At 61.0% G+C, this 15,155-nt stretch carries 15 protein-coding genes; all 15 read right to left on the bottom strand.

All coding sequences use genetic code 11. The features are described from left to right. Positions 1 to 8: 8 nt before the first annotated feature. The 15 genes from RXV90_RS17895 to RXV90_RS17830 all read right to left on the bottom strand — a co-directional run bounded on the left by RXV90_RS17895 (position 9) and on the right by RXV90_RS17830 (position 14,759). Positions 9 to 1,061, bottom strand: a complete 1,053-nt coding sequence (locus tag RXV90_RS17895; protein ID WP_316650293.1) for an ABC transporter ATP-binding protein — start codon at positions 1,059 to 1,061, stop codon at positions 9 to 11. Beyond that, positions 1,058 to 1,822: an ABC transporter permease gene (locus RXV90_RS17890; protein WP_316650292.1), complete on the bottom strand. Its 765-nt coding sequence runs from the start codon at positions 1,820 to 1,822 to the stop codon at positions 1,058 to 1,060. The genes RXV90_RS17895 and RXV90_RS17890 overlap by 4 nt, the downstream gene beginning before the upstream one ends. Positions 1,823 to 1,841: 19 nt before the next feature. Continuing rightward, positions 1,842 to 2,696 carry an ABC transporter permease gene (locus RXV90_RS17885; RefSeq protein WP_316650291.1) on the bottom strand — a complete coding sequence of 285 codons (855 nt, stop codon included), beginning with the start codon at positions 2,694 to 2,696 and terminating at the stop codon, positions 1,842 to 1,844. A gap of 45 nt (positions 2,697 to 2,741) precedes the next feature. Further along, a complete protein-coding gene (locus RXV90_RS17880; RefSeq protein WP_316650290.1) occupies positions 2,742 to 3,788 on the bottom strand; it encodes a polyamine ABC transporter substrate-binding protein in 1,047 nt (348 codons plus the stop codon). Positions 3,789 to 3,989: 201 nt separating this feature from the next. Continuing rightward, a complete protein-coding gene (locus tag RXV90_RS17875) occupies positions 3,990 to 4,235 on the bottom strand; it encodes a MoaD/ThiS family protein (protein ID WP_316650289.1) in 246 nt (81 codons plus the stop codon). A 16-nt stretch (positions 4,236 to 4,251) separates the two neighbouring features. Further along, positions 4,252 to 6,489, bottom strand: coding sequence for a xanthine dehydrogenase family protein molybdopterin-binding subunit (locus tag RXV90_RS17870; protein WP_316650288.1), 2,238 nt, complete (start codon positions 6,487 to 6,489; stop codon positions 4,252 to 4,254). Beyond that, the gene (locus RXV90_RS17865) at positions 6,479 to 6,967 is read right to left on the bottom strand and encodes a (2Fe-2S)-binding protein (RefSeq protein ID WP_316650286.1); all 489 of its coding nucleotides are present in this window, start codon (positions 6,965 to 6,967) and stop codon (positions 6,479 to 6,481) included. The genes RXV90_RS17870 and RXV90_RS17865 overlap by 11 nt, the downstream gene beginning before the upstream one ends. Further along, a complete protein-coding gene (locus tag RXV90_RS17860; RefSeq protein ID WP_316650285.1) occupies positions 6,964 to 7,824 on the bottom strand; it encodes an FAD binding domain-containing protein in 861 nt (286 codons plus the stop codon). Before RXV90_RS17860 ends, RXV90_RS17865 begins: the two co-directional genes overlap by 4 nt. Before the next feature lie 108 nt (positions 7,825 to 7,932). Then, entirely contained in the window at positions 7,933 to 8,076 is a 144-nt protein-coding gene (locus tag RXV90_RS25865; RefSeq protein ID WP_410482382.1) for a hypothetical protein, read from the bottom strand. Positions 8,077 to 8,094: 18 nt separating this feature from the next. Then, a complete protein-coding gene (locus RXV90_RS17855; RefSeq protein WP_316650284.1) occupies positions 8,095 to 8,754 on the bottom strand; it encodes a glycerophosphodiester phosphodiesterase family protein in 660 nt (219 codons plus the stop codon). A 5-nt stretch (positions 8,755 to 8,759) separates the two neighbouring features. Further along, on the bottom strand, positions 8,760 to 9,803 hold the full coding sequence (gene ugpC, locus RXV90_RS17850; RefSeq protein ID WP_316650283.1) for a sn-glycerol-3-phosphate ABC transporter ATP-binding protein UgpC: 1,044 nt from the start codon (positions 9,801 to 9,803) through the stop codon (positions 8,760 to 8,762). Continuing rightward, complete coding sequence (ugpE, locus tag RXV90_RS17845; protein WP_410482381.1) at positions 9,800 to 10,711, bottom strand: sn-glycerol-3-phosphate ABC transporter permease UgpE; 912 nt, start codon at positions 10,709 to 10,711, stop codon at positions 9,800 to 9,802. Before ugpE ends, ugpC begins: the two co-directional genes overlap by 4 nt. Positions 10,712 to 10,722: 11 nt before the next feature. After that, positions 10,723 to 11,604, bottom strand: coding sequence for an ABC transporter permease subunit (locus tag RXV90_RS17840; protein ID WP_316650281.1), 882 nt, complete (start codon positions 11,602 to 11,604; stop codon positions 10,723 to 10,725). 116 nt (positions 11,605 to 11,720) lie between these two features. Beyond that, entirely contained in the window at positions 11,721 to 13,016 is a 1,296-nt protein-coding gene (locus RXV90_RS17835; protein ID WP_316650340.1) for an extracellular solute-binding protein, read from the bottom strand. Positions 13,017 to 13,223: 207 nt separating this feature from the next. Further along, complete coding sequence (locus tag RXV90_RS17830) at positions 13,224 to 14,759, bottom strand: sugar transferase (RefSeq protein WP_316650280.1); 1,536 nt, start codon at positions 14,757 to 14,759, stop codon at positions 13,224 to 13,226. Positions 14,760 to 15,155: the final 396 nt, after the last annotated feature.

Genomic DNA, 15,155 nt, shown 5'->3' with positions numbered 1-15,155 from the left:
TCCCTCTATCAAGTCTCGAAGATGCGGGTATCCCGGGCAGACCAGCCCAGGGTGATCGGGTCGCCGATGGCGAGCGTAATGCGGTCGGCCACATCGGCCGTGATGCGGACGATGACGGGATCGGGTGCTGCGGCCGTTTCGACATGGATCTGAAGGTCGAGGCCGTGATAGGCGCGGGCGCGGACTGTGCCGTCGAGCCTGTTGTCGTCGCCTGCTTCATGGAGACGAAGCCGCTCGGGCCGGATCGCGGCGACCGACGGGCCGTTCGGCGCGGGCTCATTCGACTTGAGTGGCTCGCCTGTTGCCAGGGTCAGCCCCCCACTGTTCGCAGAGATGGGAAGGAAGTTCATCGTGCCGATGAAATCGGCTGCAAAACGTGTCGCCGGGCGTTCATAGATCTCGCGCGGCGGCCCGCACTGAACGAGCCTGCCCTTGTCGAGGATGGCAATCCGATCGGCCATGACCAGCGCCTCTTCCTGATCGTGGGTCACAACTATGAACGTGATCCCGACCTCATGTTGCAACCGTTTGAGTTCAAGCTGCATCGCCCCGCGGAGTTTCTTGTCGAGCGCGCCAAGGGGTTCGTCCAGAAGCAGCAGGCGCGGGCGCTTGACGAGGGCGCGCGCGAGAGCGACGCGCTGGCGCTGACCGCCGGAGAGCTGTTCGGGCTTTCGTTCGGCGAGATCCGAAAGTTGTACCGTTTCGAGGATTTCGCCGACCCGTGCGGCGATCTCCGCCTTCGGCAACCGATCCATTTCGAGCCCGTAAGAGACGTTCTGTCGCACACTCATGTGCGGGAAGAGCGCGTAGGACTGGAACATAAGGTTTACCGGTCGCCGTTCCGGTGGAAGAGGGCTGATGTCTTTTCCGTCCAGCAGGATTGCCCCCGAGGTTGGCTTTTGAAACCCGGCGAGCATCCGAAGAAGGGTCGTCTTTCCACTGCCAGAGGCCCCGAGGAGTGCAAAAAATTCGTTTTCGGCTATGTCGAGCGACACGCTATCCACCGCCCGCACCGCCCCGAAGTCGCAGCGCACGTCGCGGAGTTCCAGAAGCGCGGTCATGTCGGGATCACCGATCGCCGGCTGAGGCGCTGCGACAGGGTGAGGGCGATTACGCTTACGGACAATACGATGGTGGCGAGTGCGTTGATCTCGGGCGTGACGCCGAACCGGATCATCGAAAAGATCTGCATCGGCAGTGTGATCGACGAGCGGCCTGCGCCAGAGGTAAAGAAGGCGATGATGAACTCGTCCACGCTGAGCGTGAAGGCGAGGAGAGCGCCGGCGAGGATGGCCGGAGCGAGGACCGGCAGGACGACGCGGAAGAAGGTTGTGATCTGCGAGGCGCCAAGGTCGGCCGAAGCCTCGACGATCGACCAGTCAAAAGTCTTCAGAGCGGCGCGGACGACCGAACAGACGAAGGCGAGGTTGAAGACGACATGCGCCATGGTGATCGTATGCAGGCCCATGGTGACGTTCAGGAGTGAGAAGAAGCTGAGAAGTGCGATGGCCAGGACGATGTCCGGGATGATCATCGGAGCGAAGATCAGCGCCTCGAGTGCATGGCCCTTGCGGCGGCGGAGTTCGACGCCGAGGGCGAGGAGTGTACCCAGGACCGTCGAAACCAGTGTGGAAGCGAGGGCCACGATGAGGGTATTTCCGGCGGCGTGAAGAATATCGTCATTCGCGAGAAGCTCGCCGTACCAGCGGGTCGAGAACCCCGTCCAGGCCGTCGGCAGGCCGCCATCGTTGAAAGAGAGACCGACCACGACCGAGATCGGTATGTAGAGGAATGCGAAGACAAGCCCGACGATCAGGAGCATTACCCGGAAAGTGCCCCGCTCACCCATCGGCGTGGTTCCGGTTGGCGGTGCGATCGGCTGCGAGGGCCTGAAGCATCAGAAGTGTCAGCATGATAGCGATGAGCGCGGCGGAAAGAGCCGCCCCGAACGGCCAGTCGTTCGCCGTCAGAAACTGGGCATAGACGACATTGCCGATCATCTGGAAGCGTCCGCCGCCAAGCAGGGCCGGGGTCACGAAGTTTCCGATCGACAGGACGAACACGAACACGGCCCCCGCAGCAATCCCGTGAACTGTCGAGGGAAGGGTGACGCGCAGAAAGGTCGTAACCGGCCCTGCGCCAAGATCGCGCGAGGCCTCCCGCAATTCCGGGTTCATCCGGATCAGCGGCGCGTAGCAGGCGAGGATCACGAAGGGGAGGTAGTTGTAGACAAGCCCAGTGATCACTGCGCCCTCGGTGTAGAGAAGCGACGGCGCCTCGCCTTCGAACCCCCCAAGTCTGAGAACCTGTGTGAGAAGCCCCTCGCGCGCCAGCATCACGATCCAGGCATAGGTGCGGATCAGGTAGTTCGACCAGAAGGGCAGGATCGCCAGAAAAAGAAGCAGGGGCTGCCATCGCCGAGGCATCGACGCGATGGCGTAGGCGGCGGCATATCCGACGATGACGGCGATGAGCGTCGCCAGCCCGGCGATCTGCGCCGATTTGAGAAAGATGCCGGCATAGAGCGGATCGAAGACAAGCGCGAAGTTTTCGAGCGTGAATGTATATTCGATCCCGCCATATATCCCGCGCCTGAAGAATCCCAGTGCGAGGATCAGACCGCAAGGCACGACAAGCAGCGCCGTCAGCCAGACGAGCGCCGGAGCCATGAGTGCGGTGGAGTGGCGTGGGGTCATGCGAATGCCCCAGGCCGGTCGGAACCGGCCCGGGTAGCGGTTGGATTACTGAGAGGCCCGGATTTCGCTTACGATCCGCGAATAGGCACGTTGCGCCTCGCCCACATCACGAAGCTGTTCGAAACCCGTCATGTCAGCCGGTGCCATGCCCATGTTTGGGAAGGCCTCGATCAGACCTGCGTCGAGAGCTTCCATCGCGGGTTGGTTCGGCACCTTGTAGAGGATGTTCTCCGCGGCCCAGCCGTGGTTGCCTGCATCGAGAATCCAGTTGATGAAGGCGTGGGCGGCATCCTTGTCGTCGGATGCCTCGAGCACGACCATCGTATCGACCCAAAGATCGGAACCCTCTTCCGGGATGACGTATTTGATATCGGTGTTTTCAGCGATCCCGTAGTTGCACCAGCCATCCCAGGCATGCACGAGCACGGCCTCGCCCGAGACGAGCTTTGAATAAAAAGTGGTGTCGTCATAGGCGAGAAGCGTCTTTTTCGCCTCGATCAACGCGTTTTTTACCATTTCGAGCTTGTCGGGATCGGTTTCGTTCACGCTGACGCCGTTCGCCAGCATGCCCGCGCCCAAGAGCCAGCGATCTGTGGCAAGCATGGTGGTTTTTCCCGCCACGTCGTCGGCCGGAGAAAGGAGATCGTTCCAGCTGTCGGGCGCGTCTGCCACGAGATCGGAGCGATAGCAGAGGCCCGTGGTTCCCCAAGCATAGGGCACGGAGAAAGTGTTGCCCGGATCATGCTCGAGCGCATTTGCTTCCGAGTAGAGGTTTGCCAGGTTCGGGATCTTCGAGTGATCAAGCTTCGCGGCAAGCCCGAGGTTGTTCAGCACCTCGGCAAAGGGTGAGGAAACGAAGACAACATCGTAGCCTTCACCGCCCGAGGCGATGAGCTTGCCCATGATCTCTTCGTTGGTTGCGTGAAGTACGAGTTCGGCCTCGGTGCCGGTTTCCGATGCGAAAGTGTCAACTGCATCCGGCGCCATGTAACCATCCCAGTTCGAGATGACGAGATCGGCCTGCGCTGCACCTGAGAAAGCGACGGCGACGGCGGCAGCCGTGAGGCCGGTGAGAGAGAGAGATGTGGTCATGAATTGATCCCCCCTGCGGATCTGATCGGGCGCGGCGACGCGCCGCGCTTCTCCGGCCTTCTTCAATGGACGGCCGGTTGGTTGGGAGCGTAGCGGCAGGGTAATTTATGCGTCAAGCGCAGTGACTTGCCTGAACGAAATAGCCGGGCTGCAACCTGTCGGAGCGGCCGGCTGGCGCGCGCGTAAATCGACGTCTGGTCTTTAGCCACCCACCATGCGCGGCATCATCACGATCTCGTTCGCTTTGGTGACGTCGAGAAGCCAGTCGTCACGATAGATCAGCCCGTCGACGGCAAAGGATACACCGCGATCGATCTGAGGCTTCAGCCGTGGAAACCGGGAGGAAAGGGCGTCGCGGACGTCTTTCAACGTCCGCGCGTCGATCTCCACTTCGTCCTGATCGTCCGCAAGGCTGCGGAGCGATCCCCAGAGCTTTACCCGGATCATGGGGTTCTCGTGTCTTTCAGCCTCGAAGTGCTGCGCGGATCCGCGGCGGGGACATTGGAAGCTCGGCCAGCCGGATCCCCGCAGCGCGGGAAATCGCGTTCGACAGTGCTGCAAGCGGCGGGACGATCGAGGTCTCTCCCACACCCCTGACGCCATAGGGATGGCCAGGGTTCGGAATTTCGAGAATGACCGTATCGATGGGAGGCAAGTCCGAGGCCACTGGCACGCGGTAATCCAGGAAGCCCGGATTCTGGAGCTTGCCGTCATCGCCGTAGATGTACTCCTCGTTCAGTGCCCAGCCGATGCCCTGGACCGCTCCGCCCTGCATCTGACCTTCCACGTAATCGGGATGCACGGCCTTTCCCGCATCTTGGAACACCGTGTAGCGCAGTACCTTCGTTGCACCGGTTTCGGGATCAACCTCGGCATCGCAGATATGGACGCCAAAGCTTACCCCGGCGCCGTCGGCATTCGTTTCGTGATGACCGGCGATCGGCCCGCCCGTCTGGTCGGCGATCGCGGCGATTTCGGCGAGGCTCATCGATTCGTGTTTGCCGGCGTTGGGGCCGGCGGGAACGACCGCCCCGTTTTCCCACTTCACGGCATCCTCTTCGAGGCCCCAGAGCTTTGCCACGCGGCGGCACATCTCGGCCTTGGCTGCCCGCGCCGCATTGATCGTCGCGAGACCGACGGCGAAGGTGACGCGGCTGCCGTCGGTAACGTCGTTGAACCCCAGAGAATTGGTGTCTGTCACCACCGTTCGCACTTTTTCGTAGGGGATGCCGAGTTCTTCGGCTGCCATCATGGAAATAGAGGCGCGAGAGCCGCCGATATCGGGGTTGCCCTCGGTCACGCCCACGGTGCCGTCATCGTTCACGTTGAGGGATACGCAGGTGTTGCCGCCGAAGTTGAACCAGAATCCGCAGGAAATGCCGCGGCCCTGGTTCGGCCCGAGGGGTGCGCTGTAGTGAGCGTGGGCTTGGGCCGCCTCGAGCGTGGCGACCAATCCGATTTCATCGAATGTCGGCCCGTAGGAGGACAGCGTTCCCTTGCGGGCGGCATTCTTGAGCCGAACCTCGAAGGGATCGAGCCCGAAGTGCTGACACAATTCGTCCACCACGCTTTCGACGGCATAGACGGCCATAGGTGCGCCCGGCGCACGATAGGCGGCTTCCTTGGGACGATTTGTCAGGACACTGAAGCCCTCGGTTCTGACCGCTTCGAGATCGTACGCGGCAAAGGCCGACTGCGCGCCAAAGAGCACCGTTTCGCTTGGGAAGGCACCCCCCTGATAACGAAGGGTTGCGGCACCGGCAGTGACCTTGCCGTCCGATGTCATGCCAATCTTCACGTCGATCGACGAGGAGGCGGTCGGGCCGGTGGCGCGGAACACCTCCTCGCGCGACATCACCATCTTCACCGGGCGGCCGCACTTCCGCGACAGGGCCAGCGCCACCGGCTCGATGAATGTCGTTGTCTTGCCACCGAAGCCGCCTCCGATCTCGGAGGCCGTGACGCGTAGCTGGCTTGCATCCATCCCGAGCAGGGCGGCGCAGGTCGAGCGGACCATGTACTGACCCTGGGTGCAGCACCAGAGTTCGCCTTTGCCGTCGCTCGTCATCGAGCCCAGGCAGGCATGCGGCTCGATATAGCCCTGGTGAGTCGCCGCCGTCTTGAAGCTTCGTTCCACGATCTTGTCGGCTTTAGCGAAGCCGCCTTCGGGATCGCCATGGCCGAACTGCCAGTAGCCGGTCACGTTTTCCGAGTGGCCCGAAGGAACAGTCTCGTCGGCCCGGCCCGGCTGTACCACGGGTGCATCCGGTGCCATGGCCGCATCCACATCGGTGACATGCGGAAGGACTTCGTACTCGACCTCGATCCGGTCGAGCGCCGCGAGCGCGATTTCCAGCGAGGTGGCCGCGACGGCCGCGACGGCGTGCCCGTCGTAGAGCGCCTTGTCGCGGGCCAGCACGTTATCCTTGATGTCTCGGTAGAAATCGTCTTCGGGCTCCGCCAGATCAGCATTCGTTACGACGGCCTTGACGCCCGCCATGTCGAGCGCTGCACTGGCGTCGATTCCAACGATCCGTGCGTGCGGATGCGGGCTTCGAAGCACCAAGCCGTGCAGCATGCCCGGGGCCGACATATCCGCCCCGTACTGGGCCTTGCCGGTTACCTTGTCGATGCCATCCGGCCGGCGGGGGCGGGTGCCGACAACCTTGAACTGGCGGTCCTTCGCTGCGTCAAACGCCATGAGTTTCCTCCCTCATCTGGGCCGCCGCGGCCTGAACGGCGCGGATGATCTTGTCGTATCCTGTGCAGCGACAGAGATTGCCGGCGAGCCAGTAGCGCACTTCCTCGTCCGTGGGATCGGGGTTCCGCTCCAACAGAGACTTGGCAGCCACCAGAATGCCAGGTGTGCAGATCCCGCATTGCAGAGCCGCGTGTTCGATGAACGCCTCCTGCAGCGGATGAAGTTTCCCGGCTTCCGCGACACCTTCGATCGTGCCGATCTCGGCCCCGTCGGCCTCTGCGGCAAGGACGAGGCAGGAACATACGAGGCGACCGTTGAGCGTGACCGAGCAGGCGCCGCAATCGCCGGTTCCGCAGCCTTCTTTCGAGCCGGTAAGGCCAAGGCGGTCGCGCAGGGCATGGAGGAGGGTCTCACCCGGGGCGCAGACGAAATCCTGCGGATCCCCGTTCACGGTGGTTGATACGACGATACCGCTCATTTGGCTTCCCTCGCACGTTCGTAGGCGATTTTCGCAGCCCGGCGGGCCAGAACTCCGGCGACCTCGATGCGGAAAGCGACAGTGCCGCGTTTGTCATCGATTGGCGAAGCGGAGGCGGCGCAGTGCGCTTCGAGCTTCTTCAGGGTATCGTCGTCGAGCGTCGTGCCCACGAGCAGATCGCCGGCCCCGTCGACAAGGTAGGCTGTCGGTGCAACGGCGCCGAGCGCGACCCGGGCCGCAGTGACCGTGCCGTCGGCGTCGGTTTGGAGCCATGCGCCGGCCGAGGCCACGGCGATATCCATTTCGGTGCGCGGGATGAAGCGAAGGTAGGCATCGCCACTTGCAGGTTGGCGTTTCGGCAGAAGTATTGCGGTTACAAACTCCCCTTCGGCAAGCGTTGTCTTTCCGGGGCCTGTGGGGATATCTGCAACGGCTGCCATGCGGGTGCCGTCGGGGCCGGCGATTTCGACCTCCGCACCAGCGGCGATCAGCGCGGGAACACAATCCGCCGCGGGCGACGCATTGCAGAGATTGCCGGCCATGGTCGCCCGGCCTTGAATCTGGGTGGAGCCGATGAGTTGCGCGGCCTCGGTTACACCCGGCCATTCGGAGGTAAGCGCGCCGTCTTCTCCAAGCTTAGCACCGGGAACGGCCGCGCCGATCCGGAAGCCGTTTTCGGTTTGAGTGATCTCGCCGATGCCGGGCAGATGCTTGATGTCGATTACCATTTCCGGCGCGATGCGGCGTGTGCCCATCTGCACCAGAAGGTCCGTTCCTCCCGCCAGGACGTAGGCATTCGGACTCTCGGCAAGGCAGCGCGCCACGTCGGAGACGCTTTCAGCCCTCAAAAACTGCATGCTTGGATCACTCCCAACCTGTGCTCCGCTCAATCTGCGGAGTCGTTCGCGGAGCACAGAGTGGCAAGGCTCAGCCCTGCTGTCCACCACCGAAACAAGTCATTTATTCTATCGGTCGCGCCATGCGGCGAGGGCTCGGGCATGATCGGTCATCAGGACAGCGATTCCACCATCTGCGAGGCGGCCCCACACCGCGTCCGGATCATGCAAGGCCCTGGCATCGGACAATCCGCAGCAATGCACGGGATCCATCGTATAGGTCCCAAGGGCCTACGACTCGCCGGCCGCCTTTGCGGCCTTGCCCAGTTGGTCGAAGTCATCGAAATAGATCTCCGCAGACGCCGCGCCGGACTGAACGAGCGTTTCGATGACGTTGGGCGCGGCGTCAGGCAGCATGACCTTCGCCATGACCATTATGCCGTAGCGCTCCTCCAAAGCAGCGCGCCGTTTCGCGTCTTCCGGAGTGTTCACGTCTATCTTGATTGATCCCGTGTGGGCATGGCCGAGGTTTTGGATCGCGGCAGCAACGGCTTCAACCTCGCGATCTTCTTTCACGTCGAAGTCGAAGAAGGCGCGATCGGGTACATCGGCAAGTACGTCTGCGAGAGCAGGGAGCGTTTCTTGGGTGATCCTCGCATCGGGGCCGCCGTCACCTTCCCGCAAGTGATGGGCTGATAGTTCTGCTGCACTCAGCATAGCGACCTTACCCGTGTTACCGGCCATACGCTGCAAATCCGGATCATGCATGAGAACGGGTATGCCATCCTTCGATAGCTGCACGTCGATTTCCACGATCCCGAAGCTATGGCCGGCCTCGATGGCTGCGCGGCTGTTTTCCGGCAGTGGCCCCCACAGCCCGCGATGGACGGAGATCAATACGCGATTGTCCCGCGCCCGCCAGCGTTCGCGGAACAGATCTGACGGTGTCATCCTCGTCAGATACGGCGCCCGGAGGACGTATCGAAGAAATGGGCATCATCCGTGCGGAAGGAGATTCCTGCCCGGCCCGAGGGTTCAGGCAACTCGGCATCCTGTGCGATGGTGATATCCTGGCTGCCGAGCGTGCCGTGGATGAGCCGGATGGCCCCCAGTTCCTCGACAACGCCTATGTCGACGGCAAGCCCCCCGTTTTCGGGCGTGATCTGGATACGTTCGGGCCTCAGACCGAGCTTGACCGCACCGGTGCGGGGGCTTTGAAGTCCCAGCGATTGGCCGTCGATATCGACACCGGTGTCGGTCAAGGTCGCATCGATGAGGTTCATGGGGGGCGCGCCGATGAAGCTAGCGACGAAGGTGGATGCCGGATGCGAGTAGACTTCGTGCGGCGTACCGATCTGTTCGACCTGACCGTTGTTGAGAACGACGATCCTGTCGGCCAGGGTCATGGCTTCGACCTGGTCATGGGTCACGTAGATGGCCGCTGTCCCGAGGTTGCGCTGCAGCTTCTTGATCTCGAGCCGCATCTGGTTGCGGAGTTTCGCGTCAAGGTTCGACAGGGGTTCGTCGAAGAGGAAAATCGCCGGATCACGTACGATGGCGCGGCCCATCGCGACGCGCTGACGCTGGCCGCCCGAGAGCTGCGAGGGCTTGCGATCCAGAAAATCCTTGATCTGAAGGAGGGCGGCGGCGTCATCAACCTTGCGGTTGATTTCTTCCGCGGGCGTGCCGCGGTTCTTTAGGCCATAGGCAAGGTTCTTGCGCACCGACATGTGGGGATAGAGCGCGTAGTTCTGGAAAACCATCGCGATGTTGCGGTCGGCCGGCTCAAGATCGTTGACGACTCGACCCGCGAGTTCGATCTTGCCATCGGTGACGTCTTCGAGGCCGGCGACCATACGCAGGAGGGTGGATTTTCCGCATCCCGAGGGCCCGACGAAGACGACAAGTTCACCGTCCTCGACATCCACAGAGACGCCTTTTACGGCTTCCGCCCCGTTGGGATAGCGTTTGAATGCGTTCTTGATGCGCAGTGTTGTCATTTTTCCTGCTCCACAAGGCCTTTGATGAACATGCGCTGGAAGATCACGATGACCAGCGCGGGCGGCAGCATTGCGAGGATCGCCATCGCCAGCGCCTCGTTGTACTCGGGGATGTCGGCCCCGATCATCTGCTGCATGATGTTGCGGATGCCGCGAACGAGGGTGAAGTAACCCTCCTCAGTGGTCATCAGCGTTGGCCAGAGATACTGGTTCCAGCCCACGACGAACATGATGATGAAGATTGCCGCGATCATGGTGCGCGAGAGCGGCACGAGGATGTCCCAGAAGAACTGCACCGGGCCAGCGCCGTCGATGCGGGCGGCCTCGATCAGCTCGTTGGGCACGGATTTGAAGAACTGCCGGAAGAAGAAGGTTCCTGTCGCCGATGCGATAAGCGGCACGATCAGGCCCGAATAGGTGTTCAACATGCCGAGTTGCTGGACGACCTCGTAGGAGGGCAAAATCCGCACTTCGAGGGGCAGCAGCAAGGTCGAGAAGATTACCCAGAAGGAGAACGTGGCCAGCGGGAAGCGGAAATAAACGATGGCGTATGCTGCAAGCATCGAAACGATGATCTTGCCGACCGCAAAGCCGATTCCGAGGATCAGGCTGTTCTGCGTCATGAGAAGCCCTGTTACCTCGCCGGTGAATCCGCCCTCCTGGTAAAGCACGTTCTTGTAGGTTTCGAGGAAGTTCCCCCCGAAGCCGATCTGCATCCCTTCGCGGTGGATCGTGACGTGATCGAAGGTGGATGTCATGAAGGCGACGACCAGCGGGCCCATCATGAGCAATACGCCGATGACGAGAACCGCATGATCGTAGATGCGGACGTTGCCGCGGGGCTTGTTCTTCTTCGTCGCGGTTTTCGTGGGGGCATCCGCGGCGGTGTCGAGTTCGGTAACAGCCATTCGTTCGCCCTCTATGTATAGTGGATCCGGCGTTCGATCAGCCGGAACTGTGCGATGGTGAGAAGAAGGACGACGATCATCAGGATCACCGATTGTGCCGACGAACCCCCGATATCGTTGCCGCGGAAACCGTCGCGGAACACCTTGTAGACAAGTGTTACGGGCGAGTTGCCGGGCTGATCCTTCACGATCTGGTCGATCGTGCCAAAGGTTTCGAACATCGCATAGGTGATATTGAGGATCAGCAGAAAGAACGTGGTCGGTGCCAGCAGCGGAAAGGTGATTGTCCAGAAGCGCCGGGTTTCCGAACGGCAGTCGATTGCCGAGGCTTCCTTTACAGAGTTCGGGATCGATTGAAGCCCCGACAGGAAGAAGATGAAGCAGTAGGGCACCTGTTTCCACGTCGAAACGACGATCATCGCGAAGCCCGTATCCCAGTAATTCACACCGATCTGCATTTGCCATCCGAAGAGAGCAAAGAAATCGACAAGTGGCCCGATGTGTTGGTCGAAGAGCATCACGCCGATCAGGCCCGCGACCGGGGGGGCGATGGCGTAGACCCACATCAGAAGTGTCTTGTAGGTGGATTGGCCGCGCAGCACGCGATCTGCGGAAACAGCGAACATAAGGCCGAGGGCGAGGGACAGTACCGAGACGAGCACAGTGAAGACGAGGGTGAACCAGGCCGTGCGCTGATAGTCTGAGCCGGTGAGCGCGTCGGTGTAGTTCTCAATTCCGACGAAGGTGCCCTGACCGGTGAATGGATTCTCGAGATAGAAGGAAGACCGGATCGCCTCGGCCGCCGGCCAGAGGAAGAAGACCAAGATGATCGCCATCTGTGGCGCGAGCAGAAGATACGGCATCCATGGATTGCCGAACCGTGCCTTGTCCATCTTTCGTTACCCCCGCGTTGGTCGTCCATTCCCGTTCGCGCCGCTTGCGAACGGTCGAAGCTGAGCCGCGGGACATGCCGCGGCTCAGCCGGTGATTTATTAAACCTTCAAGGCGCTTACTGGGTTTTCGAGAACCGCTCGAGGAGCTTATTGCCTTCCTCTTCGATCGTCGCAAACGCGGAGTCGACGTCCGTCTCACCCGAGAAGATCTTGCCGTATTCACGGTTCATGACGTCCCGGATCTGGACGTAGTTGCCCATACGGTAGCCCTTGGAATAGTCGCCGCCCGGCAGCGAAAGCTGCAGGATGCCGATCTCGGCCTGAGGCGTCTCTTCGTAGTAGCCTTCTTCCTTGACCATTTCGTAGGCGGCCGTCGTGATCGGAACATAGCCCGTCGACTTGTGCCAGAACGCCTGCACCTCGGCCGACGACAGGAACTTGAAGAATTCGGCGGTAGCCGCGTTCTCTTCGTCGCTATGTCCGGTCAGGGCAAAAAGAGCAGCACCGCCGATGAAGGTCTGGGTAGGTTCGGGATTGATCGCTTCCCAGTAGGGAAGGTAGGTCGCCGAGAACGGGAAATCGACCGAGTTCTTCAAGCCGCCAAACGAGCCGGACGAACCAAGCCACATCGCGACTTCGCTATTTTCGAAAGGAGCCTGGTTGTCACCCCAGCCGGCGCCGTAGTAGCCGTACCAGCCCTTGTCGAGCCATTCCTTCACCTTGGTGAAGTGGGTTTTGATCGCGTCGTTGTTGACGAGGATCTGGGTGCCATCGACGCCTTCGTATCCGTTGTCATTGGACGCAAACGGAATGTTGTGACGCGAGTGGAAGTTCTCAGTGAAGATCCACGGGCTGTGCGACTGGGCGAGCGGAATATAGCCCGCCTCGACGATCGCGGGGGCGATGGCTTCGAACTCTTCCCAGGTCTTCGGTGGTTCAACGCCCGCCTTAGCCAACGCATCCTCGTTGTAGTAGAGGATCGGGGTCGACGAGTTGAACGGCATGCCGACCATCTTGCCGCTCGCGTCGGCGTAGAAGTAGCGGACGCCCGAGATATAGTCGTTCGCGTCGAATTCGGTGCCCGTCTGGGCCATCAGGTCCTCTGCCGGGATGACGGCACCTTGCGCGCCGATGATCGTCGCTGCGCCCGCGTCGAACACCTGAACGATGTTCGGCTGTTCGCCAGCCCGGAAGGCGGCAATTGTGGCTGTCAGCGTGTCTTCGTAGCCGCCTTTGTAGACGGGGGTCAGCACGACGTCCGATTGCGATTCGTTGAACATCGTAGCTACGGCGTTGACCGTTTCGCCGAGCTGCCCGCCATGTGCGTGCCACCAGGTGATCTCGGTCTGTGCGATAGCTGGAGCCGCAACGAGAGACGCAGCGGTTACGGCAGTAAGAGTGAGTTTCCTCATAAAGGTTTGCTCCCTGACATTGTTTTCGACGCCGCTTCTATAGGGAGCAGTTGCAACACTGATGCGACGAAAACGATCCAGGATCCGGATCACCTAAGCCGCATGTTTCCGCGTAGCGCGAGAGTGTCGCCAGTCCTCCCAACGGGCGATCCCGATACGTTAGTCAGCCGATCAGAGAAGGCAATACGGAAGTGACGGTAATTTCGGTCAGTAAGCCTTTGACACGAATGCCCCGCTGAGAACCGTCATCACGATGATCTTCAGGTCGAGCCAGATCGTCCAGCGCTCGATGTAGTCATTGTCGCAGACCGTACGCTCGTTCATCATTTCGCAGGCGTCTTCGAAGGTGTCCGGTGTTCCGCGGAGGCCCCGAAGTTGCGAGAGGCCCGTCACGCCAGGGCGTACCCGGCTGCGATAGTTGAAATCGGGAATGATCTCGGCAAACGGATGTCCCTTGAAGTGGAACCCGACCACAAGCGGGCGCGGTCCGACAATCGACATCTCGCCTTTCAGCACATTGATGAACTGCGGCAGTTCGTCGAACGACGTCTTGCGCATGAAGGCACCGATCCGGGTGACCCGGTCATCGTTGGTTGTGGTGAGCTGATCCCCGCGCTCGTCCGAAAGATCGTATCGCATGGAACGGAATTTCAGCATCCGGAATGGAACCTGATTTCGACCGACCCGAGGCTGCGTGAAGAAGATGGGACCACGGTCTTCCAGCCAGATCAGAATGCCGACGATAAGGCAGGGCACGAACATCAGTGTAATTGCGAGCAACGAAATGACGACATCAACCGAGCGCTTCATCGCCTCGCGTATGCGGCTGTTCATCGGTGAGCGCAGGCGCATCAATTGAGATGGTCGTGCCTTCGGAGGTGCGTACCAGACCGGGAGATCGAACATGTTAAGATCCGTCACAACGGCCAGAGCACCGCTTGCGGCATGTTGAGGCGCGACGACGAGAATCTGGTCGACCTGACCGTCACGCACCGCCTCGGCCATGGCCTTGGTCGCTATGTCTGACCAGCCGGAGGTCACGTGCACGCGACGGGTGAAGCTATGCTTCCCAACCGGCAGGCCCGGCAGATCATCTTCCGTCGCCCGATCGAAGAGGATGAGGCCCACCCGCTCTCCCGTAGATGTCAGGCGACTGGTGACCAACCATGCGGCTATGCCGTTCAGAAGAACCGAGAGCGGTCCCAAAAGGGCAACGAACCAGGGGAGCGGGCCGACGATCGTCTGGGACACAATCAGCAATACAAGCAGCGTGGGGAACCAGGCGAGGATGGATGCTTCGACAACGCCGATCAGCCGGCTTGGCGTGTCGCCAAGGCCGGTACTGCGGAATTCTCCGAAGACGATGAGATGTAGCAGAGTGGCTGTCGAGTACAGCGCGGCAATGGCGACGGCCGTCCAAAGCGTGCCCATCCCCGCCGCCACACAGCCGGAGAAGACCGCCGAAACAAGTGCGGCCGTGCCGGATGCGAAGATGATCGCCCCTGCCAAGCCAAGCTTTGCCGCCCGTCCGGGATTTTCAGGAAGCGTAGCGGGATCGGCGACCTTGACCGCCCCAGTTGCACGAGAGGTCAATGGGCCTGCCAGCGCATTGGCGGATTTTGCTTCGGTGACAATTGGCAAACGGTTTTGGGCGTCAGATGCCGCAGCGCTTCTGCCAGAAAGCAGATCAATGACCGAGGCAGACTGGATTTCTCCGCCACCCGGGATCGAGACCTTCTTCATAGACACACTCCGTACACAACCCTGCACTCACCAAAGATGCGACCGGTGCAGTCCGGCCCGGGATCGATTGCTTTCGGATCAAACACACGATCCGACGAAACGTTCCGGCAAGACGATCCAGCAGCGAGTGACCCCCAGAGCCCCCAAATTCCGCAGTTTATAAAGTAGTAACCTTGCCTTCTCTCCGCAACTTTTTTGCCTTTGTCTTGCCATGATCGGCGGTGGAACGGTGGTTGGAGCCCGCCAGTGTTGCTGAATTGTGAACGATCCTGTGACTGTTAGAGCGCAGCCTGGTCGGAGTGAGACAGTGGATATGCCGCGCGGTACGTGAGACCTCGAATCGCAGTTACGTCATGGGCTCGCGACCTGCGGGTTTCGCCGCGTCTGATTTGCGAC

It is taken from the genome of Ovoidimarina sediminis, from assembly GCF_032586175.1.
GTDB lineage: Bacteria > Pseudomonadota > Alphaproteobacteria > Rhodobacterales > Rhodobacteraceae > Ovoidimarina > Ovoidimarina sediminis.
The sequence above is the reverse complement of the archived record's forward strand: the minus strand, read 5'-3'. Positions and strand labels throughout refer to the sequence as shown.